Here is a 26791-nt window from a genome sequence, read left to right as displayed (position 1 = left end):
TTTTTATTTTTCTAATAAGTCATATTTTTGATCAATTCCGCGTTCTCTTAGATGAATACCCTCTTTCATCCAACGCGGCTCTTTTGTTCCTTTCAGGTAATAGTCAAAGAACTGCATCATCCGAATGGTCCAATCTTTCTGAGCGGCCTGACTACTAAGGAAATGTCCCTCGCCCTTGTAGTTAAGATGCCATGCCGGACGCTGTAAACGACGCATAGCCAGATAAAGTGCACGACCTTGTTCGTAAGCAACGGCTTCATCCTTATCATTATGCCAAATTAGCAATGGTGTATGTATCTTATCTGCCTCTATGAGAGCCGAACTTGCCAAATACTTATCCTTGGCTTCCCACAATGTCTTTCCCATACGACTTTGCCATTCTTCGTACATGAAATAACGCGGCAAGCCGCTACCATTACGGATTCCCAGATAACCAGTCACCATATCAGTAATAGGAGCTCCGATATTAGCACAAGCGAATATATCTGTCTTTGTCACCAGATAACTGGTTTGAAATCCTGACCAGCTATGCCCTTGCAAACCTATCTTCCCCGGATGTGCTATCCCCTGTTCTATCAAATATTTTGTTCCACTTACCACGGCATCGTAACAACTCTGCCCAGGTGTTCCTATGGTGAAGTGTACATCCGGCATAAATACAACATATCCATTGCTGACAAAATACATCACATCCGCCATTGCACTGCTCAACATAGGAGCATGATAAGTATTCAATCCTCCGGAATGTGTCTCGTAAAACTGCACCAGTACGGGATATTCTTTTTTTGCATCATAATCTTCCGGCAGATAAAGTATTCCCTTATTAGGTTTATTCTCATAATTGGTCCATTCCACTAACTTTGCAGTACCCCATTTGTATTCACTTTGTTGAGGATTAGCATTCGTTATACGAATTGGATCAGAGAAATCAGATTTACTCCACCACAGATCACGAAATTCTGATATATTCTGACGATTCCAGATACAAAACTTCTGATTGTCAGAGAAACGATGAATTGCATAGATATAAGGACCTTCTGCGAGCTTCTTCAAGCGACCTTTCATGTCAAGTAAATAAACACCTTCATCCATTGTGTTTTCATCCCATACGCTGACCATGACCGTCTCGTTCGGTTCGAATACTTCCTTATCAATATTGCTGGTCATTTTACGGATAGATTTCTGATTTTTACGACCATATCCTTTGGTTAAACATTCTGGTTGACTTTCTCCGGTCAAATCTATTTTCCACCAGTCATAAGCGTCATAAATCAGCACATGATTACCATCGGCAGTCCAGCCTGCAATACCATAAGCAGGTGCAGGATTCGGTTTGTCATAAGTCTCCTCGAATACAGGATATCCAATAGCCGTTGAAACATCAGTAACCTCACCCGTTGTTCCGTCAAACTTATTCCACACTTGTGCAACAGGATCATACATTACAGCCCATTTGCCGTTCATCGACCACTTCGGTCTTGTCCGATAACTACGTCCTACTAACCGCTTTTCCCCCGTATGTACATTCACAGAATAGACATCAAATGGTATATCATGATGCCATTCCTTCTGCATATGGTAAGGGGTTTCGTCTGTATAAAGTACATGATGAATCTCTTCCGCACGGTCCGGCACCAACAAATCAGCATAATCCGGAGCTACTTCCGTCACTTTTTTGGAAGCAATATCATAAATATATTTCGAATATTGAGGACGGAAATAACGGCTGCGAGTCTGCAAAGGAGGAACTTCGCATTCATTCCAAGTCCACAATTCCAGTTCGAAACTCTTATCCGGCTTTGCCTCTTCTTTATTTTGCTCCACTTTTTCCTGACAAGGCCGGAGTTCCATCGTCAGAAACGCCTGACTATGCGACAGACTAGCGCGAACAAGCTCCATCCCAGTAGGAAGAACAATGTTTTTACGATCGAATACCAAATCACAGGTATTCTTCTTCAAAGAAAAATTGTACCATAATGAATCTTTCACACAAAACTCTCCTGTCATCCGCTTTGTATTCAAACTGAAAGAAGCCGGTTCTTTCTTTACAGGACTCTGATAAATAGTCTGATAAGGTCCGGCCAGTGGTCCATAACACAAAGCATTACCCTTCGCTTGTCTGTGTACAAAGACAATAGACCGTCCCTCATTGTACAAAGTATAATAGCCAATACTGTCAATCTGGAAAGCAGTGCCGGTTTTGATATTACGAACCACTAAACGATCAAAAGAAGGAACATGATTGATTGTATCTTTCGGAACGTTTGTTACTGAAACCGAATAAGGAGTCCCATTTACCGGTCGAAAAATTTCTTTATACGCCCATTCGGTCTTTACACCTGAAGGCAACTCCATCAAAATTGTTTTCATATTTCCCACAGAGTCCGCCTTCTGATAAGAAAGAGCCTGATCCGAATTATAAAAATCTATGTTTTCCACATCATCCAACAAAATCTCCTTACGGGTACGTGTATCAAACAAATGCAAAGTGTTTGCCTCTTTGTTTTCAGGATTATATTCCATAGGAGAAATCCGATAGGTTACCCATCGTCCTGTCGGAGAAATATCAGGTGATTCGACACGTTTCCACGACATACAGGCTTCAATATCTAGCGGTTTCTTCTGTGCATGAGCATCGACATTCGGAACAAAACCGATTAACAACCCTACCATTAATCCGATTCCCATTTTTGTCCGCTTCATTTTATCTTCTCCTTTCATCTTTTATCATATCTTTATTCAAATCAACATCACAATCCGCCGAATTGTCGTACAACAACAAACGTGCAAAATGACGCCACATTTTATGCTCAAAAAAGCTCTCGGACTCACCGAAGAATCCATGAGTACATTTCGGCAGCACAAACATATCAAAGTCCTTGTCCGCTTTAATCAATGCATCTACCAGACGTAAAGTATTGGCCGGATTCACAGTCTGGTCTATGGCACCGGTAAACAACAGCAATCCATGCTTGTAATTCTTCGCCAGTTCCTGATTCGGACGCACACGTACACTATAATCATACGTTTTGCTTTCTACTCCCAAACTGTCTTTAGTCGTTGTCACCTTCTCATCTACACCATAATGAATCTCCACGAAACCTTTATTATAAATACGATTGTCATGGTTACCAGCCGATGAGACAGCAGCCGAATAAAAGTCCGGATAAGTGCAAATAGCAGCAGCCGACATAAATCCGCCGCCTGAGTGACCGTAAATACCTACCTTGGTAGCATCTATAAACGGATAGCGGGCAGCCAGTTGCTCAATAGCATATTTATCATCCGCCAGCGGATAATCACGCATATTGTTATATCCGTAGGTGTGATAAGCCTTTCCACGCATCGGAGTACCGCCTCTGTGCCCTACGGTAATTACAATAAATCCCAATTGAGCCAAACGGGTATTATAAACATCATTTATTGTAAAACGAGTCGGCACATACTCGAAGAACGGCCCCGGATAAACATTCGAAATGATAGGGTAAACTTTCGTCGAATCAAAATCGGCGGGCTTCCACATCACACCATAAAGGTCGGTTACTCCGTCGGCTGCTTTTACTTTAAAACGTTCCGGAGCTTTCCAGCCCATTTCATAGACAGGTTGCAAGTCTGGTTTCTCCAATGTCATGATTACCTTCCCATTCCGGTTACGAACCACATTTACCGGCTCCTGCGACACGGTAGAATATGAATCTACCAAATAGCGGCAGGACGGAGAGATACTGGCTTCGTGTGACGCATTCTCCGGCGTCAACAGACGGAGTGCATTCGGACGATCCAAATGAGCTTCATAAAGAATATAGTAATAAGGGTCAATTCCTTTCTCCCGTCCGTAACCATAGAAATACATCTTGCGTCCGATAGTATCAATCTGCGCAACCGGACCGGCTACCCAAGTGCCGTCTGTCAGTTGATTTTTCAGGTTTCCTGTTGCTGTATCATACAGATAATAATGCCCCCAACCGTTACGTTCGGAACGGAACAGGATTTCTTTTCCGTCATTCAGGAAAGAAACATTACGCATCTGATAATCGAGATACGGCTTATTTTCTTCATGAATCACCACACGCACTTTTCCGGTCTCTACATCCACTTCGCAAATATCCGACTGGTTCCATGTACGGTTATAACGTTGGAAGTACAAGCGTTTTCCGTCTTTTGACGCATACAATACATCAATATACTGATCCGGCCAACGATTGATATCCACCTTCTTAACTTCCCGCTTGTCTATATCTCCCAACAGTAATTCATATTGAGTCACGTTTTTATCGCCGGCCAATTCGGCTTTATAAGGAATCAATTCAGGAGAAGGCTTGGATAAAGAATTAATAACCCACAAGTCACGAACCTTTCGGTTGTCTTCACGGACAGCATAGAAACGGTGGCTTCCCGGAATCCAGTGAGCTGATTCGGCTCCGAAACGACCTTCCATCTTACCTTCGTCTTCACGATTGAATGTATAATCCGGCATACCGTCCGTCGTCAATTGAACCGGGATTGTATCCTGTCCCTTTTTCGGGTTTCCAACGAAATACAAATTATCCTTGCTGGCGTAAAGAAAATACAAGCTATCTGGAGAATATTTCATCCAATACGGGTCGCCAGTCTTATAAGTCGGCTTCTCATCAAGTTGCTTCAATTCTTTCGTATGGATATTGTATGTATAAAGTCCACTGTCAAAATCAATACGAATAGTTTCGTTGTCTTCCATAAATGTGAAAGACAAATGCGGATCTGCTGAAGAATAGGCTTTCTTAGTATATACTGCAATTTTGCTCAATAACTCATCCGTATCAAACAACAAGCATTTCTTCTTTTTCTTCGGATTAACATAATAGTATTTCTTCCCTTCACGTGTTGTAAAGGAGTAATAAAAACAATCCGTATCGTTGATAAACCTCGGCCTGACTTCTGTAGAATACTTAGCTATAGGGTTCTGCTCCAACAAACGGAACTTTTCCGCTAACTGATAATTCGCTTTTTGTTGTGCACCAGCAAGGTTGCATGATACTAAAGCAACTGCCAAGCACAAACATCTAAAGAGATGGTTTTTCATAAAATCTTATCTATTGTCTTATTTACTACGGTTAATATCTCCCCAATAGTCTGCACGGGCATCACCTAGCAAATGTTTGGCAAAGAAACGGTACATTTTCTTCTCAAAATACTTATCGGCAGAACCGTACCCATGACCGGCTCCGGGAATGACAAGCATATCAAAATCCTTACCGGCCTCAATCAAAGCCTGCGCCATACGGTATGTATGTGCAGGATTCACGTTCTTATCCATATCTCCAGTGACAAGCATCAAGTGTCCTTTCAAATTTTTGGCAATCTCAGCATTCGACTTTACGCTAAACTTGTATTCATAATCTTTAGTCTCATTGCCCAAACTGTCTTTCACCACTTTCTCTACTTCTCTTACACCGTTGTAACATTCTCCCCAACCACGATTATAGATACTGTTATCATGGTTCCCAGAGCAAGAGACAGCTGCCGTATAAAAATCAGGATAAGTACAGATAGCAGCTGCAGCCATAAATCCGCCACCGGAATGTCCGTAGATACCAACTTTCTGACCGTCAATAAACGAGTGACGTTGAGCCAACTGCTCAATAGCATATTTGTCATCTGCCAACGGATAATCACGCATATTGCCGTAACCATAACGGTGATATGCCTTTCCACGCATCGGAGTATCTCCCCTATGCCCTACAGTAATTACAATAAAGCCAAGCTGCGCCATACGGGTACAATAGCTATCATCCAACGTAAAGTTAGTAGGTACAAACCCAAAGTATGGCCCCGGATAAACAACCGAGATAATCGGATATTTCTTTTCCGGATCAAAGTTAGACGGCTTCCACATCACTCCATACAAATCTGTAACATTATCGGCAGCTTTCACCACAAAATTTTCCGGTTTCTTCCAGCCAGCAGCATATACTTGACTTAAATCAGGTTTTGCCAGCTCCATAATCACCTTGCCGGTATTATCCTTCAATAATATCTTCGGCTCCATATCGACTCTTGAGAATGTATCAATAAAGTAGCGCTTAGACTTCAAAAAGATTACCCGATGCTGCCCGTCTTCTTTAGTGAGTAGAGTTGCTCCCTCGCGATCCATATTGGACTTATACAAACGATAGTAAAACGGATTGATCTTCGGGTCATCTCCATATCCATAAAAATAAACCGTACGTTGCAGCGTATCAATAGCGGCAATATGTCCGCTTACCCACGGTCCTGAAGATATCGCATTTTTCAGGTTCCCTTGACCGTCGTAATGATAATAGTGTCCCCATCCAGTACGTTCGGAACGAAATAGAATATCTTTTCCATCATTCAGCACTTCCACACTACGTGCATGCGGATCACGATAAGGCTTATCCACCTCATGAATCAGTTCTTTGACTTCCAAGGTAGAGGTATTGACCGAACACACATCAACCTCATCCCATGTACGTTTGGTACGTTCAAAAAAAACATACTTGCTATCCGACGTTACATTAAAAGGCATCACATACTGGTCATTCCACTTCTGTATCTTCGCTTTTCTCGCAGTCCGTTCTACAATATCAATGATTACAAGTTCATTCTGGGTTACATATTTATCTCCCGGAAATTCATACTTATATTTCTTCAACTCCGGCTTGTCCGAAATCGAGTTAATCACCCAAAAGTCACGCAATTTCCGATTATCATCAAGCACAATATATGCATGCCGGCTATCAGGACACCAACGAGCATTAGAAGGAACTTCACCATTCTCCCCCGCATCATCCTCACGAGCATACGAAAAATCAGGGACTCCGTCCGTCGTCAATTGCACTTCCGTAGTATCTACTCCCAATGCCTTGTTGCCCTTCACATACAAGTTATGGTCTTTCGCATACAGTATGTACTTCTTATCCGGAGAAAAATTCATCCATGAATATATCGGCTCGGCATCTCTGTCATCTGCCTTTTTCTCCTGCACCTCTTTCAATTTGCGGGTAATTCGATTGTAATCATACTTTTTCGACCTGTAACTGAATACAAATGACTTTTGATCTTTTGCAAACTTTAATTCTGACAGATCCAATCTTACCGAATTCACAACCTCATGAGTTAAGCCGGAAAGCAACATAGCCATTTCTTCGTTATCGAAAAGTAACTCCTTCTTTCCCTCCTTGGGGTTGACATAATAGTAGTGTTTACCTGCCGAAGTCGTAAAATCAAACCAGAAATTATCCGTATCATTGATTTCATGCGGATAAAGGGACATACTATTATTAGACAGTTTTCCCCCTAATGTAAATTCATGAAACTTCTCCGCCAATTCATAATTAGCTTGTACTGTATCATGCCCAGTAGAAGCCTGTCCCCATCCTTGCAATGCAAGAGTAAAAGACAAGCTGCCGACAATAAAAAGTTGTTTTAATACCATAATGGTTATTTATTATCAAAAAATGCTTTTAAAGTTCTTCTAGAACGCAAATGACATATAATCCATACCGCGTCCCAGTTTATAAAGAACATCTACTATTTTACCAAACTTCTTGTTTTCTTCCGAAGTGGTTTCATTCGGGAATTGTTGTTTAAGAGAAACCGCCGTACACGTCCCATCTTCCAATCTTGTTTCTACAACACTGTATATATAGAAACTTCCGTCTTCCAAAGCAACTCCTAATTGCCCGGCATAAGGATACTTCTGTTTATATAAGTTAGTGGTTACATCCATACCCGACAACGTCTTAACAGCCGCAGGTAACGGTTCCCCCAATGGCATCAATTCACCTCTATATTCCACATCTCCATAAGCATCCCAACCATATTGATAATAATAAAGTTGGTTTCCGCTGGCAATGACCGCATAACGCTTGTTTCCAAAATTAGCCATACCACGATAATCATTGATAAGGCCCAAAGAAGCCTCGTAATACCAACCTTCCAAGCAACCAACATACCTTCTTTCAGCCTCCAGTCCGAAATAACGTAATTCATACACCGATGTTGCTTCATCTTTCAGCAGAACTGTCCAATATGGTTCAGCTGATGTTATATCATTCCCAGAGTTGTATGGAGCGGGTAATGCATCCACCACAGTCTTCTCTATATTCGAGAAATGATCTTCTCCACTCGGATCAGTGATATTATACATATTTCCACTTGTATAGCTGGAATTTTCAGTAATCACTGTACCATTAGTAGCATATCCCATATCCAAGATTCCCACCAATGAATTATCTTCTTCCGTCAATGCAAGCATCACATCTGTAATATTGTTATTAAACTTGTAGGCTTGGAATAAACGACTGAACCGAGTATTATTATTCAATCCTATGGGCATATAAGTACCCGCATGAAAATCCGTTATATCCGCCTTTTTTTCCCAATAAATCAATCCATTCTCGTCCAGTAGTGCTTTGGATGAAAAAGTCATAGCAGCTTCTACCGGAGAAAAATCAGCTGGGATATCTCCGTGAAATTCTTCATCCGTATATACCTCGCGTTCCAACGTATTGCCATTAAGTTCGACCCATCGATCTTGCTTCACCACCAACTCATCATACACGCCAATCCCATACTCGCTATTATAATCCATTTCACCAATATTGTTCATTAACCCTTTCGGATTTGAACCAAGATTGGAGACAATATCACGTTTTACTATATGATAAACCAACGAATCGCGAGTAAACGTCTCTCCACCATACGTTACCTGATAACGTTGTGTTGTAGGCACAATGAAATGGAGCACAGATCTCCCACCATCATTCGACAAAATCACCCAGCCACGCTGATAGATAGATCTCACATTAATGGTTGTGGATTTCCCGAACTGAACTCCCGTCTTATTATCTGTTACCGCAAATGTCACTTGATATGTGCCACTCTTTTCGGCTTTAAATGTATAAGTGGGACCTGTTTCGCCTGTCTGCAACTTCTTATCTACATACCATTCATAGCTGACATCCGGTGTAATACTATCTATTGTAAACTTAAAAGTAGGTGCCAATACCAATTCTTCTCCTTCTATCACACTATAATCCAAATTAAAGTTCTCAAAATTGAGTGCACCACCTTGCATTTCATTTATCAGCTTGTAGTTATAGTTGTTATCATCATCCAAGCAACTGGAAACAACTCCGACTAAAACTACTATCACTGCATATATTCCTAATTTTTTCATACTTTGCAATTTTATAATTTACCCTGCCACTTCTACAGTAATCACATTATTATTCTCATCTTTCACCCAATCTTTCATATCCTTTCCTGCGTTCATCTGCTTCAAGGTATTCTTCAATCTCAATGAATATTTACGCAACACCTGCTTGTTCTTTCCATCAAATACCATATCATCCTTTTTCAACTCGTCCAAAAACATCTGATACTTTTTTTCTGAGTACTCACCTAAATAATACCAATCAACCGAATTTCCTGGATTTTCCTCCGTCCCAGCATCGTTCACCGACCACCAGTCGGGCTTAAACAAACGATCGGTAACAGAAATGAGAGCACGCGAATACAAATAATCACCTTGTTTCACTGTATTTGCTTCTACAACCTGCAACGCTAATATCTTCGTTTCTGTCCTCAATATCGGATCATTCTTCAATGTTACATAAATAGTATCCGTAAGCAATCCTTTTCTAATCTTACAATCTGCAGGCAATACATACAAATTAGCCGGCAAAGTAGTACGTTCGACATCTGCAATTATATTGAAATGTAAATCTTCATCCTGCATCTGCCCATAAACAGAAACTTCTATCGGTATCTCAGCATCCTCACCTTCATTATACATTTTAAAAGATACTGTAGTAGTATCCTTAGTCATATCGTTAACGAATTTCAAATAGGCTGTGTCGTTGCTGCTGACCAACAATCCCTTCTCTTCACATGAAGCGAGCATCAGACATACGCTGTAAAACAACACTCCCCATATAGCATATCTTTTCTTCATTTTCGTTTCTTTTAAGTAGTTATTCTAAAATAGTATCACACTTAAATGTTTGATTCCGAATCGGGCTTGGGTAATATCATATTTTCGTCAGTTGGTAACACGGGATTACTATAATAAGAACTGGCAGGCATCGTCCTATTCAACCGTTTATACATATAGAAAATCTGTCCTTCACCTAAGAACTCACGACGGGCATCATTTACCAGCAAGTTTATAAACTCTGACTTATTTGTGACATTATCAAATTTCTTTGATACTCCTCTTCCTTTCTTTACCAATTCCAAATACCCCTGCGCTTCTTGGGGATTAGTATCAAAAATTGCTTCAGCGGCAATGTAATACACTTCAGACATACGTATCATAGGAATTGTCTGATTATTTGTTATTCCGACAGTAGTACTCTCCGTCTGTTTGTAATATTTCAAGGTACGATAATAAAATCCATAATACTTTTCTTCCAGTTGATACTTAAACCGCCAGTCACTGTCTTTTTCATCTCCATACAATTCTTTTGCCACCTCACTATCAAGACACAGATAATGTTCCTCACTAGAGCCATCGGAACCATGATTTATTTCCAGATCCCATTCCACCAATTCCTTGGGGGAATAAAGCCCAAAAATAATATCATTATACATCTTCATATTTCCATTCCTGAAACCGGATGAACTGGTTGATGCTTTAAAATAACCTGTTTCACTTTCCTCATCAATGATTTTTTTGGCTTCTGCATAAGCTTCCGCATTCTTTCCTGCATACAAATAAACACGAGCTAGTTCTGCTGTTACCGCATAATAATTCAAACGATATCCCCTAGATCCAGCAAACAGGCTTTGTGAAAGCTCATTGATGTCAAATCTAGAGTCTGTGCCCATTTTGGATTCTTTATCGACTTCCCCCAATATACGCTGTGCTTCCTTCAGATCAGCAATAATCTGTTCCAAACAATAACTAACCGTCTGATGATCGTTAACATAACTAGGATAAACATTGACATAAGGAATAAAAGTACGGTTATCTTCTCTGAAACCAACAGATGAAGGAGACGGAGCATAAATACGAAGCAAATCAAATTGTACAAATGCACGCAATCCAATAGCTTCTCCCAAAATCATCTGACGTTCACCGTCAAGCCCGTAAAAAAGACTAGGGTCAGCTTGAGCAGCTTGCTGAGCCAATTCATTACAATTGGCAACCACATTCCAAGCAGCATTCCACATTGCATCAGTAACAGGAACCAATTCGGTATTTTTAAAAGCAAGATTTGCAATCTTTCTCATGGGGGTACCACCAGCTATACTTGGAGCTTGTTCTATGTAATAAGCCTGTGCCCAGGCATCCAGAATCCCCCAAGTAAGGTTACTTCCATACAAATCGAAAGTAGCCATTTTCCGGTAAATACCATTCGTCGCTGTACGAAAACCATCACCGGAAGAGAACAAATATTCCTCCTTTATCTCGTCGGAAGGATAAAGGTCCAGCCAATCTGAACACGAAGAAAGAGTCAAGGCTACAAACGCAAAAGAAATAAACGTAGTATATATTTTTTGTATCATAATGGTATACTTAGAATTGTGCTTTAATAGAGAAATCGACCGTCCATGACTTCGGATAGCTTAAGCCTCGCTCCTGACGGATAGAATTCCAGTTAATAAAATCGCGTGTACTTGCTTCCAATCGGAGCATATTCATCCCCAAATGTTTCTTTATCCACTCCCGATTAAAATCATAGCTCAAAGTCAATGCACTCAAGCGCAGATAAGCCTTGTCCTGAACGAAGCGTGAAGTCGGCATAGTAACATTATCAGCATTTTTAATATCTTTAAACTGAGCAATATCTCCCGGTTGTTTCCATCTGTCGGTCAACACACGCAAGTCTACATTTTGATATTGTATTCTAGCGTTTTCCACCCGATCCACCAAGGTCTGGTTATACTCCTGTCCGCCCCATTCGTATTGGAAAGCCGCAAACAAGCTCCATGCTTTATAGGCAAGATTAAACCCAACAGAACCGTTGAATTTAGGTTCAGTATTACCAACAACCACTTCCTGAGTGGCATTCCAAGTATCAGACACACTACCATCACGATTCAAGAATATTTCCTTACCTGTAGTGGGATCAATACCCAAAGACTTCACAGCCCAGATAGAAGTAAGTGACTGTCCTTCCTCATATTGAGAAATAGGTACTCCATATTTAGAATTATATTTACCATACTCTTCATTCACTATATTCTGATAAAACTCTTTTACTCGCTGATTGTAGGCACGTTGTGAATCTGATATTTTCACAATCTTATTCTTGTTGTGTGCCATATTTCCCCACAGAGCCACCAACCAGTCACGATTACGGAATACTTCACCACGTACTTGCAACTCGAATCCCTGATTCAATACTTCACCCATATTGTCTTTATAACTAGAGAAACCTGAAGTTTGAGACAAACTGACGTCGTTCACTAAATCGATGGTTTTATCATGATAATAATCCACATCCACTGTCAAGCGCTGATTCAAAAACTGCATTTCAATACCTACATTAAATTTATCAGTCTTTTCCCAAGTCAAGTCATTATTTCCTAAAGCTTTCAGCACTGCTCCAAAACCAGTTGCATACCATTCATCGAAAAGTGCTTCATACATGGTTGTTGCGGCGTAAGATGGGAAACTAGCCTTACCTGTCCGACCATACGATGCACGTACCTTCAATTTATTGACTATCTCGTTTCCTTTTAAGAACTCATAATTATGAATGTTCACTCCCAAACCTCCGGAGAAGAACGGTGCCCAACGTTGATTGGACCCAAAATCAGACGACCCATCAAAACGTACTGAGAAATCAGCCAGATAAATATCATTCCATGTATAGTTTCCGGTAGCCCACGTACTGACCATACGTGAAGTATTTTCGGTACGCGACGGTTTTTCATATATCTCGGCCGCATAATTCGGTGAATGGAATTGTCCGCTCGGAAATCCGCGATAATGAGCATTTGTCGCATCTGATGAGCCGGAAGATGCCTCCCACGCCACAGACAGATTCAAATTATGTTTATTGAAAGAACGTGTATAATACAAGGCTGCATTCGCATTCCAACTCAAATTATTCCCATTATCTACATAAAGGTCACCCAAATTATGCCCACCGTCACGAGGGGAAGCGGTTGTTTTTGAAGATAACGGATCGATGAACCGTTCTCCGCTAGAATACTTGCGGTTCACACTGAATTGCCCCCTGACGGTCCAATAATCAGTTAAATACCAATTCAAGCTCAAATTATTAGATACTTCATCATAAGCACTCCAAGTATAATTGCCAAGAGTCGCTTCATATAATGGGTTTTTAGCCGTGCGCCCACCACTAACTTGCGAAAATTTTAAATATTCTTTCAATGTACCGTTATCATTATAAGGTGTATCATACGGCTGTAGAATAGTATAATCACTAAAAGAACCATAAGGCGACTCTTTAGATTTGGAATGAGTAAACGATACCGTGTTTTTCACTTGTAAAGACTTCATTCGATAATCCAAGGAGAAACCAACACTGTAACGATCACGACCGGAACCTTTCATCACACCGTTCGCTCCATTATAAGATGCATCTACACCCCAACGCAAATTCTGCGTACCTCCTTCTATAAAGAGACTGTGTTTATGATCGAATGCATTTCGCAGAGGCAATACCATCCAGTCAGTATCCACACCACGTTGAATCTCAGCAAACTTCCGGTTGTAATCATAGATCTCAGTACCAAAATCATTATTATCGAAAAGTCCGGCAAGACGTTCCATTTCCAGTTTCTCCGAAGCGTTCGCCAAACTATAGTCGCGCAAATCGGGCATTTCCAATGTACCGGTGAAATTGTAAGAAACACGAACTTCGCCCGGTTTCGGAACAACCGTAGTGATTACCACCACGCCATTAGCAGCACGCGAACCGTAAATAGCCGTAGCAGCAGCGTCTTTCAATATAGTCATACTTTCTATGCGGCTAGGATCCAAGTCATATACCTTTTCGATGCTAACCTCAAATCCATCCATAATAAATGTAGGAAGATTCGGATTATTTTCCAGATTCGATTTGGTCAATTGATTCTTATCCAAATCTCTGACACCTACTCCTGAACGTCCACGAATATACATTTCAGGTAATGCGTTAGGATCGGAACCAAATTGCGTATTAGTCATCAAGCGGAAAGAAGGATCAAACGACTGCATGGCATCAAGCACATTTGTCTGTGACACCTTACGCAATTCATCACCTGTTATTTGCGTAGAACTACCCGTAAAACTGGATTTACGGATATTACTATATCCTGTAACGACTACATCCTCCAATGTTTTCACATCGTCCACCATAGTAATCTCAATCATCTTCTTGCGTGTAGCATCTACCTGAAGAATCTGCTTTTTCATACCGATAAAAGAGACTTCCAAAGTCACTTTGTCACTTTTCACATCCAGCGTAAACTCACCTTCAATATTAGTAGAAGTACCCGTACGAGTACCTTTCACAATAATGCTGGCTCCTGGTATCGGTTCCTTATTCGAATCAATAACCGTACCATGGATGCGGTTGTCACGCTTCTCGGTCTGCAATTTACGGACAACAACAATACCGTCTTTCACCACATAATCAAATCCTTGAGGATTTAAAATTAACTTCAGAGCGACTTCCCATTTCTCATTTTTTGCATTAATTGATACCGGAGGAACACCTTTAAACATTTGTGAATTATACAACATATTCACTCCTGTTTGTTTCTTCACTGCATCCAAAACTGTCTCGATAGAGACATTATGCAGATTCAAAGTTACCGTCTTATCCTGTGACGGTAGAGCCCATGTGCTAAATGTGCAACACACTGCCACTAAAAAACATAGCAGCCATCGTTTTTCTCTCATAAATTAATGATTAAACTTTACCTAATATTCTATTTACTCTTAATCTTTCATTCTATCGTATATCAATACTTTCCGACCACTGATTTTATAGGTCAAATCACCTGTCAGTTCTAATGCATCCAGGAATGAATTGATCGCTCCGTTACGCTTCAAACTGCCACTGTAAGTTATATCCCGCAAATCCGGTGTTTCATAATAAACTTGTATATCATACCAGCGTTCGAACGTCTCCATAATCTCCCCTAAAGAACGATTTTTAAAGTTGTACACACCGTTTACCCACCCGATATATTCATCCAAGTCGACGGTACGTTTTTCTGTACCATTGGCAGAGACTGCCGCTTGTTCACCCGGCTGAAGAGTTACCGTTCCTACATTCGGTGCAGAGAATTGTACTTTTCCATGTACCAATGTAGTGTAACAAACAGAAGCATCGGTATAAGCATTCACATTAAATGCCGTGCCAAGCACCATCACTTCTCCTAGATGAGTTTGTACCACAAACGGATGGGATTCATCCTGTACAACCTCAAAATAAGCCTCACCCTCCAGAACTACAGTCCTGCGTTTACCCGCAAAGCGTACCGGATAAGTCAGCTTGGAACCAGCATTCAAATAAACTGTCGTTCCATCGGCGAGGATTACAGTATTTTCCCCTCCACGTGGTATGACAAGTTCATTTGACTTGACTGGCTTCTCTTCGACGTTTTTCTCTTCGTGTTGTGTTGTGACGGTTGGCTCATATGACAGCACTCCTTCCTTATATTTTACCTGGACGCCATCTACTATTACGTCAAATTCTTCCTTACGCACATCAATAATGCTGCCATCGGGTAAAGTCAATTGTGCCTGTTGAACTCCCGGCTGAATCAATGGTCTGCTTTCCTCTTCAATCGAACCATAATTCGACATATAGAAAGATAAACCGATTACTAAAAAAACAACAGCTGCTGCAACAGACCACCAAATCCGGAAAACACGAGGCTTCTTTATTATCGCCGGTTCCGTTTGTCCGATTTTCTGAAGGAAAGATTCATAGGCTTTCTTTGATGAATAATTTTTATATTCTTCAAATGCAACTCTTAATGTCTCGCCATTCTGCAACTGTTCAAACACTTTTTGTAAGTCCGGGCATTCCGCCAATCGCTTTTCAAGCTCTTGCTGTTCCGATTCGTTAGCTTCTCCTAAAAGAGCTTTTTTCATTAAAGCGGCATCTTGATATACATTTTCGAACTTCTTCATCTTATTTCTCCTTTTTAAATTAAACATTGTTTAATTTGCTTTATTATAGATATACATAACTCATAGAAAGGGGTGACAAAAAGATGATATTTTTTTGAGATAAGAGCGTAAAGAAGAGGATTTTAGGGACAAAAATATAACATTATGTCACAATTTGAAAGAAATCTATTCGCTTTTAACAAAGAAAATAAATCTTAAGCAATCAATAAAAAGATAAAGAAGTATCAATTTGACTTTTTTATCTTTTTAGAGAAATAAACAAAGAATTATAGAATGTACAGAGTCGCCCAGTCTCTCACGAAGGAATTTATAGCTACGTGTCTTTTGAGTTTTAACAGTATTGATACTTATTTCCAAACGTTCGGCTATCTCTTCCCATGTATATCCTTCGATTCTCATTAAAATGATCCGGCGTTGTTCGGCCGGAAGTTCTTCGATATGGCAATAGAGCTGCCGGATAATTTCTTCTTTTACCGTTAACGCATAGATTACGTCTTCATCCTCCACGTCTTCTTCCTCGGCGAGAGAACTTAAAATAGTATCATGAATCTGATTATTGCGTATATATAATAAAGTATTATTATAGCAGGCGCGATAGAGATAATTTGTGAGCTCTTTGATATCGGAAAAGGTACGTTTACCTTCCCAAACAGAAATGAAAACTTCCTGAACCAGATCTTCCACTGCATCCGGAACGGGCAATATTTTGGCGACATAAGCGCATAGAGCAGCATAAAAACGATCGTAGAAATCGCCCCATATCTTTTCATCCTTCCGGTTGACTCCTGCTACTATGATGTCAATCTTATCGTCCATACTGTCACTCTACCTATCAAAAAACGAAACAGATTTCCCTGAAATCGCTATAAACACTTACTATAGCGGCATTTATAAATGCAAATATATTGTTTTTTTTCAGAAACGCAGGCCCAACTAACCTACAAAATAGAAAATAAAAGGCTTCTCTCTTCCAATCAAAAAACACAAAGTCCTCTATCACCTATCACCGCACCTCTCCAATCGGCTTATTCATCGTACATTGAAGCATGGTGATAGGTTGAAAATAATCTTTCACCTAACCTATCACCTATCACCACCTATTTCGGTCAATATAAGACGCAGAATACGGCAGTGATCTACTAAAGGAAACGGTAAAAGAAAGCTTTTTAGTCAGTTCAAACGGCCTAAACTTTAGTCTTCTGCCTTCAAACAAGTTGTTCCCCAACCTAAAACTATTTATTTCAAGGCTTGAAACCATAGTTTCCATGCCGTTGGAACTATGGTTTCTCGGTGTTGAAACTACAGTTTCCCAATGCCGAAACTTTAGTTTCACGATACGAAACCTTTGGTTTCAAACCATGAAACACTTTTTTTAAAGGCATGAAATCAAACTTTCCCAACATGATTGAGAGTAAAGTGCTTACGAGATATATTTAAAAGAGGCATAAAAAAAGAGCGAATCATTCCGCTCCACCTTTAAAGAATCCCCATAAATGGGATTCTTCTTTTTTCTTCATTTTCATTTACTCGTTACCTAAAAACGTCTTTTTCCTAATACCTAATCAAAACAATCCTTTTCCTAAAAACTAATCTTAAAATCTAATACCTTAATTTTATAAACTAATACCTTTTAATTATAACCTTTTTTCTAATACCTAAAATATAAGTAGTTTCACAACTACACTGCAAAGGTATAGCTGTTTGCGAAAACAACAAAGTCCATGATACTAAAAAATACATTTGGGCTTGTTTTTTTGACTTATGTCAAGACATGAAGCAAATTTTGAGTGTAAACCTCACATTTATCTGACGATAGCCTCTATTTTGAACAAATTCTCCATTTTGCCTTCTAGTTTCATCCATTATTGAGCAAACAAGCAACTAATAAAAAGACAGCAAAACAAGGCATAAAAAAGCATAATATCACTATTTTTCACAAAAACGCACGATTACAAAACTCGAAGAATACTCAAATCTCGAACAATCTGCATATTTCTAATCCAAAATTACGGCGTTTTTTTCAGTTAAGCCGGATTCCTCCCCGGATTTTCAGAAGCAAAAACAGCTTGAAGATACAAGTCTCACAACTTTTCTGTAACTTTGCAGCGTTTGATAATAAATAAGATAGGAATGGATTTTAAGTACGACGTAATTGTAATTGGTGCCGGACATGCTGGTTGTGAAGCAGCGGCAGCCGCTGCTAATTTAGGTTCCAAAACTTGTCTCATCACTATGGACATGAACAAGATTGGACAGATGAGTTGCAATCCGGCTGTAGGAGGAATCGCCAAAGGACAAATTGTACGTGAAATAGATGCACTGGGTGGACAGATGGGATTAGTGACAGATGAGACTGCCATTCAATTCCGAATTCTAAATCGCTCGAAAGGTCCAGCCATGTGGAGCCCCCGCGCCCAATGCGACCGGGCTAAGTTCATTTGGTCCTGGCGGGAGAAACTGGAAAATACACCCAACCTTCATATCTGGCAAGATACCGTATGTGAACTGCTTGTTGAAAACGGTGAGGTCACCGGATTAGTCACCGCATGGGGCGTCACCTTCAAAGCGAAATGCATTGTGCTCACCGCAGGAACTTTCCTCAACGGACTGATGCATGTAGGACGTCATAAATTGCCTGGAGGAAGAATGGCCGAGCCGGCTTCTTATCAGCTGACCGAATCCATCGCCCGTCACGGAATCTCTTACGGAAGAATGAAAACCGGTACTCCGGTACGAATCGACGCGCGTAGTGTTCATTTTGACCAGATGGAAACACAAGACGGCGAATCAGACTTCCACAAGTTCTCATTCATGAATACTAGCACGCACCACTTAAAGCAACTTCAATGCTGGACATGCTACACCAATGAAGAAGTACACCGGATTCTGCGCGAAGGTCTGCCGGATTCTCCCCTATTCAACGGACAGATTCAAAGTATCGGACCACGCTATTGTCCAAGCATCGAAACCAAAATTGTCACTTTCCCGGATAAAGATCAGCACCAGTTATTCCTCGAACCGGAAGGAGAAACAACACAAGAGTTATATCTTAACGGATTCTCTTCTTCGCTTCCGATGGAAATACAAATTGCAGCATTAAAACAAATCCCGGCTTTCAAAGATCTGGTTATCTACCGTCCGGGATACGCTATCGAATATGACTATTTCGATCCGACCCAATTAAAACATACGTTGGAATCGAAGATTATCAAAAACTTGTTCTTTGCCGGACAAGTAAACGGAACCACCGGATACGAGGAAGCAGGAGGACAAGGATTGATAGCCGGTATCAATGCACACATCAACTGCCACGGCGGAGAAGCATTTACTTTGGCTCGAGATGAAGCATATATTGGCGTATTAATCGACGATTTGGTTACCAAAGGTGTGGATGAACCTTACCGTATGTTTACCTCGCGTGCGGAATACCGTATTCTGCTTCGTATGGATGATGCCGATATGCGCTTAACAGAAAAAGCATTTAAGCTTGGTTTGGCAAAAGAAGACCGGTATCAGTTAGTAAGAAGCAAAAAAGAAGCCGTGGAACAAATCATTTCTTTCGCATGCAACTATTCGATGAAACCGGCACTAATCAACGATGCTCTCGAAAAGATAGGGACAACTCCCCTACGTCAAGGATGTAAGTTGATAGAGATTCTGAATCGCCCGCAAGTGACAATAGGAAATATAGCAGAATATGTTCCGGCGTTTCAACGGGAGCTGGAAAAAGCAACGGGTTCGGACCAAGACCGGAAAGAAGAAATTCTCGAAGCTGCCGAAATCTTAATCAAGTATCAAGGATACATTGACAGAGAAAGAATGATAGCAGAAAAACTAGCACGATTGGAAAGTATAAAGATTAAAGGAAAATTTGACTATTCTACTATTCAGTCTCTTTCCACCGAGGCCCGACAAAAGCTGGCAAAGATAGATCCGGAAACAATAGCACAAGCGAGCAGAATTCCGGGAGTCTCTCCAAGCGATATCAACGTGTTGCTGGTACTTTCCGGACGATAAGCGACAACGTTTCACGTGAAACAAAACATTTAAAGAAATGATATAATTCAATGATTATGAGCAAAGAAACGCTAATCAAAAGCATTCGGGAAATACCCGATTTTCCGATTCCCGGAATCCTGTTCTACGATGTCACCACTCTATTCAAGGACCCTTGGTGCTTGCAGGAATTATCAAACATTATGTTTGATATGTATAAGGATAAAGGGATTACTAAAGTAGTAGGTATAGAATCAAGAGGATTCATCATGGGACCTATTCTGGCAACCCGCCTGAACGCAGGTTTTATTCCAATTCGCAAGCCGGGCAAACTCCCTGCAGAAACGATTGAAGAAAGCTATGACAAGGAGTACGGCAAAGACACGGTGCAAATCCACAAAGATGCACTGGACGAGAATGACGTAGTTCTATTACATGATGATTTACTGGCAACAGGAGGCACCATGAAAGCAGCTTGTGAACTGGTGAAAAGACTAAAACCTAAAAAGGTATATGTAAACTTCATCATCGAATTGAAAGACCTGAATGGAAAATCATTGTTCGGAGATGACGTAGAAGTAGAGTCGGTATTGAGTTTATAAAGAATTTGGTTCTATTTGCAGAAAATATGTCAAAAGTAAGCAACTAACCTTTTGAGACGCGAATGACGTGGATGACACGGACCATAAGAATAGGAATCCATATTATCCGCGTCATTCGTATTTAAATAGCCACCGACTGCGGGTATGCTTCATGTCAGGCACATACTTTTCACCTATTAGCCATCCTAAAAACAATTATGAATACAGAACCAGAAAGCAGAGCCAATGAATATTTGAAAGGGATCGTAGCCAACCTTCCCGAGAAACCGGGTATTTACCAATACCTGAACACGGAGGGTACAATTATATACGTTGGAAAGGCCAAAAATCTAAAGAAAAGAGTCTACTCTTACTTCAGCAAAGAACATGAACCGGGAAAGACACGAGTACTGGTCAGCAAAATCGCCGATATTCGTTATATTGTAGTCAACACGGAAGAAGACGCGTTATTGCTGGAGAATAATCTGATAAAGAAATACAAGCCGCGCTACAACGTTCTATTAAAGGATGACAAGACCTACCCTTCTATTTGCGTACAAAACGAGTATTTTCCCAGAGTTTTCAGAACAAGGAAAATTATCAGGAACGGTTCATCTTATTATGGACCGTATAGTCACATACCATCCATGTATGCGGTACTGGATCTGATAAAGCATTTATATCCTTTGCGAACTTGCAGTTTAAACCTAACTCCGGAGAATATACGGGCAGGAAAGTTCAACGTATGCCTGGAATATCATATAAAGAACTGCGCAGGACCATGCATCGGACTGCAATCACAGGAGGATTATCTCAAAAATATCGATGAAATCAAAGAAATCCTGAAAGGAAATACGCAAGAAATCAGCCGTATGCTACTGGAAAAGATGCAGACATTAGCCGGCGAGATGAAGTTTGAAGAAGCACAGAAGGTGAAAGAAAAATTTCTTCTGATAGAAAACTACCGCTCCAAATCGGAGGTAGTAAGCGCTGTATTGCACAACATAGATGTATTTTCTATTGAAGAGGACGAGTCCAATTCCGCTTTCATCAACTATCTGCATATTACAAACGGTGCCATCAACCAGGCGTTTACATTCGAATATAAAAAGAAGTTGAATGAATCAAAAGAGGAACTTTTGACACTGGGTATTATCGAAATGCGAGAACGCTATAAGAGCCAATCCAGAGAGATTATAGTGCCTTTTGAGCTTGATTTGGAGCTAAACAACATCGTATTTACCGTTCCACAGCGGGGAGACAAGAAGAAATTGCTGGATCTTTCGATTCTAAACGTAAAGCAATACAAGGCCGACCGACTAAAACAGGCGGAAAAGCTGAATCCGGAGCAAAGAAGTATGCGATTAATGAAAGAGATACAGCAAGAGTTGCATCTGGACAGACCGCCTTTGCAAATTGAATGCTTTGACAACTCAAACATACAGGGTTCTGATGCTGTGGCAGCTTGCGTTGTCTTTAAAAAGGCTAAACCATCAAAGAAAGATTATCGAAAATACAATATAAAGACTGTTGTAGGACCTGACGATTATGCATCCATGAAAGAGGTCGTCAGAAGACGTTATCAGCGCGCTATTGAAGAAAACACCCCTCTACCCGACCTGATTATCACCGACGGCGGAAAAGGCCAAATGGAGGTCGTTAGAGAGGTGATTGAAGATGAGTTGAACCTAGCGATCCCTATCGCCGGACTGGCAAAGGACAATCGCCATCGCACATCGGAACTGCTTTTTGGATTTCCTCCGCAGACTATCGGTATCAAACAGCAAAGCCCGTTATTCCGTTTGCTGACCCAGATTCAGGATGAGGTGCACCGTTTTGCCATCAGTTTCCATCGTGATAAACGCAGCAAACGACAGGTAGCATCGGCATTAGACAATATCAAAGGGATTGGAGAAAAGACAAAAACAGCGCTTCTGAAAGAATTTAAAAGCGTAAAGCGGATAAAAGAAGCCTCTTTTGAGGAGATTTCCGCTGTGATTGGAGAAGCAAAAGCCAAGACTGTAAAAGCGGGATTGAGCGATGAATCATCAGAAAATTAATAAGAAGTTGGGGAGTAGGCCTGTTATCTTTCTATCACTTTTAGGCACGGATTACACGGATTTCACGGTTGAATTACTAAAAAACCGTGTTATCCGCGTAATCCGTGCCCCAATAATAAATCATTAACGCTTTCGGCAAAGCCTTATAATATTTTCCCACCAACACACCGTTTTCTCTTCTGAATTTTGTAAATTTGCCTTTCCTAATCATGAAATAGAATAAATAACAATGAGAATAGTCATACAACGGGTAAGCCATGCGTCAGTAACCATTGAAGGATACTGTAAGTCGTCCATTGGGAAAGGAATGCTGATATTAGTCGGCATTGAAGAAGCGGATGGACAGGAAGACATCGACTGGCTTTGCAAGAAGATTGTAAATCTACGTATCTTCGATGATGAGAATGGTGTAATGAACAAATCTATTTTAGAAGATGGAGGCGAGATTCTGGTTATCAGCCAGTTCACGTTACACGCTTCTACCAAGAAGGGAAATCGCCCCTCCTATATCAAAGCCGCCAAACCGGATGTCTCTATCCCACTCTACGAACAATTCTGCAAAGATTTAAGCGGCGCATTGGGAAAAGAAATAGGCACAGGCACCTTTGGGGCAGACATGAAAGTTGAACTTTTAAACGACGGCCCCGTTACTATATGCATGGATACAAAAAACAAAGAATAATAACCAACCATCAACAATTATGACTCTGGAAGAAGCACAGAAACAAGTGGACCAATGGGTGAAAACATACGGTGTCCGCTACTTCAGCGAGTTGACCAATATGGCAGTTCTGACGGAAGAAGTAGGAGAACTGGCGCGTGTCATGGCCCGCAAATATGGAGATCAGTCCTTTAAAGAGGGAGAGAAAGACAATATAGATGAAGAAATAGCAGACGTTTTATGGGTTCTTCTCTGCATTGCCAACCAGACAGGTGTAGACATAACCACTGCTTTCCGGAAAAGCATGGAAAAGAAAACGAAACGAGATAATAAAAGACATATCAACAACCCAAAACTGAAAGATCATGGAAGAGAATAACTCACAGCCCAACAAGTACAATGCCGCATTGGCAAAGTATAATACCAATCTGAGCGATGCAGATATTCAAGCTCGCGTAGCTGAATTGATTGAGAAAAAAGTGCCGGAAAACAACACGGAAGACGTTAAGAAGTTCCTGTTCAACTGTATTGACCTGACTACTTTGAATAGCACAGACAGTGACAAAAGTGTGATGCACTTTACCGAAAAAGTCAATCAGTTTGACGACGAATATCCTGATCTGAAAAATGTTGCAGCAATCTGTGTATACCCCAATTTCGCAGCCATCGTTAAGAATACGCTGGAGGTAGACGGAGTCAATATAGCCTGCGTATCAGGAGGTTTCCCCTCTTCACAGACATTCATTGAAGTAAAAGTGGCAGAAACAGCATTAGCAATCGCAGAAGGTGCAGATGAAATAGACATTGTCATTTCCATCGGCAAATTCCTAAGCGGAGACTACGAAGGAATGTGTGAAGAAATACAGGAATTAAAGGAAGTTTGCAAGGAACGTCATCTCAAAGTGATCCTTGAAACAGGTGCACTAAAGAGCGCTTCCAACATCAAGAAAGCTTCTATCCTATCCATGTATTCGGGCGCAGATTTCATCAAGACTTCCACCGGTAAGCAACAGCCTGCCGCTACTCCGGAAGCCGCTTACGTGATGTGTGAAGCCATCAAAGAATACCACCAGAAAACCGGAATCAAGATTGGATTCAAACCGGCAGGTGGCATCAATACCGTTAATGATGCGATTATTTACTACACAATCGTAAAAGAACTATTGGGTGAAGAATGGCTGGATAATCAACTGTTCCGTTTGGGAACCAGCCGTTTAGCCAACCTCCTTCTTTCTGACATCAAAGGAGAAGAAATCAAGTTCTTCTAAGTTAAAGGCTACATTAGCAATCAAATACGCCTTACCGCGCTGTTCCCGTACTCCGGGAACCGACGCGGTATTTTTTATTTAAGAAAATCTAAAGATAGTTACAGGAAAATTCAGAAAAATACTTATCTTTGTAAAAGGTTTAGCGATGAAAATATAGCTAATTAGTTATATTAGAGAACGTTTCATTTATTACCAATTCCTGGAATTCGGCAAAATTCAAAGTTATGAATGGTAATAAGCAAACGGGTCTCACGCACCTTCATGTATATACTTTTGTTATATATCGAATGGAGCGTGGGACTGTTGCTTGTATATTCATAACGGCTTGCCGAAGCCTCAGGAAAATACATGGCAACAGTTCTCACGCTTTTCATGAACCTTATGAAGGTATTAGGATGGACGCATATACGAAAACCTTAAGATTCAATCACAACCCTCTGAACCTCATCCTCGGAACAGAGAAAAAGAAGGGGTTACGCATCGGTTATATGGAAGCCGGACTGCAAGGCTTCTATCTCAACTCTATGGAGACCGGAATCCATCCGCTAAAGCTATCCAAACTGCTGGCAGAAGAGTTTCACTGCACCGACAATGAGTCCGTCACCGGACTATTCCAATTCCTTATCAACGAAGGCGACAGAGTCTCCTACCAGATTATGCTCCCCTATTTACTCTCTACAGAGAACATCAACGAGTTCGAAAACATCATTCAAAAGCGTTTTTTCGGGGTGGAACGTTTCATCCGTCAAGGAAAGAATCTATACAAATTCGTGAAATATACAGAGGAAAGAAGGGACCCGATTATATGGATAAATGACTTGGAAAAAGGCATTATCGGATGGGATATGGGACTGCTTGTGAACTTGGCACGCGCCTCCCAAGCATGTGGTCACATCACCAAAGAGAAAGCCTGGGACTACATAGAACAAGCCGACAAATTATGTTCTTTAGATCTTCATACAGCGGAAGAAATAGACAAGAGTTTCCTTTTAGGAAAAGCGATGAAATCGGAAAAGATAGAAGATTGGGACCGGTTGTTATTATGCTATTCACTCCTGGGAAAGTACAGGAAGTAATCATTTTTCGCGGTCTACCACGTAATCCAGATAAGACCGGAGAGCTGCACAGACATCGGAATCCGGCAAAGAAGCCAATAGATTGAAAGCTTTTTGTTTATAGCCATTCATAGTCTGGACCGCATATTCAATTCCTCCGTTTTCTTTAATAAACGAAATCAAATAAGCTATTTCATCGAGAGTAGCCGTCCCCTCCTTTACTTTGATTGCAATTTCTTGCGCTTCCTCGTTTTTCGTCGTATTCAGTACATACAAAGCGGGCAATGTCAGTTTACCTTCAAGCATATCATTACCCGTAGGTTTACCAATTTCCCTATTATCAAAGTAATCGAAAATATCATCCTTTATCTGGAAACAGATACCAATATATTCGCCCAGCAAACGGGCAAGTTCAGCTTCCCCCTCACCCACACCCACCGAGAAAGCGGCAGCCTTTGTGCAGGCAGCAAAAAGAGCAGCAGTTTTCTTGCGGATTACATCAAAATAGACTTCCTCGGAGAAACTGTGATTACTTACATTTGAAAGCTGAAGCAACTCACCGTCAGCAAGATCCTGTCCAAGAGTGGACACCAGCTGAATAATACGATGGCTGTTTGTCAATTCAGCATGTACGAGGCTGGTTGCCAATAAATAGTCACCCGTCAACACGGCCACTTTATTATTAAAGATTGCATTTACCGAGAGCTGTCCACGGCGTTCGGTGCTTTCATCCACTACGTCATCATGTACCAGGCTGGCCGTATGAAGGAGTTCCAGCGAAACAGCCGCGTGAAGAGTGGAAGGACATATAGCGCCATAAAGGCGTGCCACGAGCAAAACAAGAATAGGCCGCATCATCTTACCATTCCTCTGCCGTATGTGAGATACGACGCTATCGAGCAATGCATTTGAACTGGAGAGAGAACTATCAAAAAGTTCTTTGAAGTCGCCCAGTTCCGCTTCAATCGGAGTTCTGATAAGTGAGATGCTGTCCATTTATTACACAATTTGAGCACAAAAGTAATAATAAAACGCTTAATACCGTATTTTTTTGTACTTTTA

At 40.9% G+C, this 26791-nt stretch carries 17 protein-coding genes; 7 read left to right on the top strand and 10 right to left on the bottom strand.

Features of this window, described 5'->3' with window-relative positions:
- Positions 1–3: 3 nt before the first annotated feature.
- From AB3G73_RS17785 to AB3G73_RS17745, 9 genes are all read right to left on the bottom strand, one after another.
- Positions 4–2721 (bottom strand): prolyl oligopeptidase family serine peptidase, encoded by a 2718-nt coding sequence (locus AB3G73_RS17785; protein WP_195649671.1) that lies wholly within the window; start codon positions 2719–2721, stop codon positions 4–6.
- On the bottom strand, positions 2705–5062 hold the full coding sequence (locus tag AB3G73_RS17780; RefSeq protein WP_258978938.1) for a DPP IV N-terminal domain-containing protein: 2358 nt from the start codon (positions 5060–5062) through the stop codon (positions 2705–2707). The genes AB3G73_RS17785 and AB3G73_RS17780 overlap by 17 nt, the downstream gene beginning before the upstream one ends.
- Positions 5063–5080: 18 nt before the next feature.
- Entirely contained in the window at positions 5081–7435 is a 2355-nt protein-coding gene (locus AB3G73_RS17775) for a DPP IV N-terminal domain-containing protein (RefSeq protein WP_367745289.1), read from the bottom strand.
- A 39-nt stretch (positions 7436–7474) separates the two neighbouring features.
- Entirely contained in the window at positions 7475–9181 is a 1707-nt protein-coding gene (locus tag AB3G73_RS17770; RefSeq protein ID WP_148367841.1) for a PKD-like family lipoprotein, read from the bottom strand.
- Between the two features lie 18 nt (positions 9182–9199).
- On the bottom strand, positions 9200–9958 hold the full coding sequence (locus AB3G73_RS17765) for a DUF4843 domain-containing protein (protein ID WP_148367840.1): 759 nt from the start codon (positions 9956–9958) through the stop codon (positions 9200–9202).
- A gap of 41 nt (positions 9959–9999) precedes the next feature.
- On the bottom strand, positions 10000–11514 hold the full coding sequence (locus tag AB3G73_RS17760; RefSeq protein WP_195649667.1) for a RagB/SusD family nutrient uptake outer membrane protein: 1515 nt from the start codon (positions 11512–11514) through the stop codon (positions 10000–10002).
- Between the two features lie 10 nt (positions 11515–11524).
- Positions 11525–14866, bottom strand: a complete 3342-nt coding sequence (locus AB3G73_RS17755; RefSeq protein WP_367745288.1) for a SusC/RagA family TonB-linked outer membrane protein — start codon at positions 14864–14866, stop codon at positions 11525–11527.
- A gap of 39 nt (positions 14867–14905) precedes the next feature.
- Positions 14906–16108 (bottom strand): FecR domain-containing protein, encoded by a 1203-nt coding sequence (locus tag AB3G73_RS17750; protein ID WP_367745287.1) that lies wholly within the window; start codon positions 16106–16108, stop codon positions 14906–14908.
- Positions 16109–16354: 246 nt separating this feature from the next.
- Positions 16355–16924 (bottom strand): RNA polymerase sigma-70 factor, encoded by a 570-nt coding sequence (locus AB3G73_RS17745; protein WP_195649665.1) that lies wholly within the window; start codon positions 16922–16924, stop codon positions 16355–16357.
- A 1314-nt stretch (positions 16925–18238) separates the two neighbouring features.
- Between AB3G73_RS17745 and mnmG the strand changes: the two genes are divergently transcribed.
- The 7 genes from mnmG to AB3G73_RS17710 all read left to right on the top strand — a co-directional run bounded on the left by mnmG (position 18239) and on the right by AB3G73_RS17710 (position 25750).
- Positions 18239–20125, top strand: a complete 1887-nt coding sequence (gene mnmG / locus AB3G73_RS17740; RefSeq protein WP_367745286.1) for a tRNA uridine-5-carboxymethylaminomethyl(34) synthesis enzyme MnmG — start codon at positions 18239–18241, stop codon at positions 20123–20125.
- Positions 20126–20175: 50 nt separating this feature from the next.
- On the top strand, positions 20176–20706 hold the full coding sequence (locus tag AB3G73_RS17735) for an adenine phosphoribosyltransferase (protein ID WP_148367834.1): 531 nt from the start codon (positions 20176–20178) through the stop codon (positions 20704–20706).
- A gap of 197 nt (positions 20707–20903) precedes the next feature.
- Positions 20904–22745 (top strand): excinuclease ABC subunit UvrC, encoded by a 1842-nt coding sequence (uvrC, locus tag AB3G73_RS17730; RefSeq protein ID WP_148367833.1) that lies wholly within the window; start codon positions 20904–20906, stop codon positions 22743–22745.
- A 229-nt stretch (positions 22746–22974) separates the two neighbouring features.
- Positions 22975–23427, top strand: a complete 453-nt coding sequence (gene dtd / locus AB3G73_RS17725) for a D-aminoacyl-tRNA deacylase (RefSeq protein WP_148367832.1) — start codon at positions 22975–22977, stop codon at positions 23425–23427.
- A 16-nt stretch (positions 23428–23443) separates the two neighbouring features.
- Positions 23444–23785, top strand: coding sequence for a nucleotide pyrophosphohydrolase (locus AB3G73_RS17720; protein WP_333527229.1), 342 nt, complete (start codon positions 23444–23446; stop codon positions 23783–23785).
- The gene (gene deoC, locus AB3G73_RS17715; RefSeq protein WP_004296713.1) at positions 23772–24674 is read left to right on the top strand and encodes a deoxyribose-phosphate aldolase; all 903 of its coding nucleotides are present in this window, start codon (positions 23772–23774) and stop codon (positions 24672–24674) included. Before AB3G73_RS17720 ends, deoC begins: the two co-directional genes overlap by 14 nt.
- A 395-nt stretch (positions 24675–25069) precedes the next feature.
- A complete protein-coding gene (locus tag AB3G73_RS17710; RefSeq protein WP_148367831.1) occupies positions 25070–25750 on the top strand; it encodes a DUF1266 domain-containing protein in 681 nt (226 codons plus the stop codon).
- Here AB3G73_RS17710 and AB3G73_RS17705 read toward each other — a convergent pair whose 3' ends face one another.
- The gene (locus tag AB3G73_RS17705) at positions 25751–26725 is read right to left on the bottom strand and encodes a polyprenyl synthetase family protein (RefSeq protein WP_148367830.1); all 975 of its coding nucleotides are present in this window, start codon (positions 26723–26725) and stop codon (positions 25751–25753) included. It abuts the gene before it with no gap.
- Between the last annotated feature and the right edge of the window lie 66 nt (positions 26726–26791).

Source organism: Bacteroides sp. L008 (assembly GCF_040812255.1).
Taxonomy (GTDB): Bacteria; Bacteroidota; Bacteroidia; order Bacteroidales; family Bacteroidaceae; genus Bacteroides; species Bacteroides vicugnae.
Note: the sequence above shows the minus strand (reverse complement) of the source record. Positions and strands in the feature narration are given on the sequence as shown.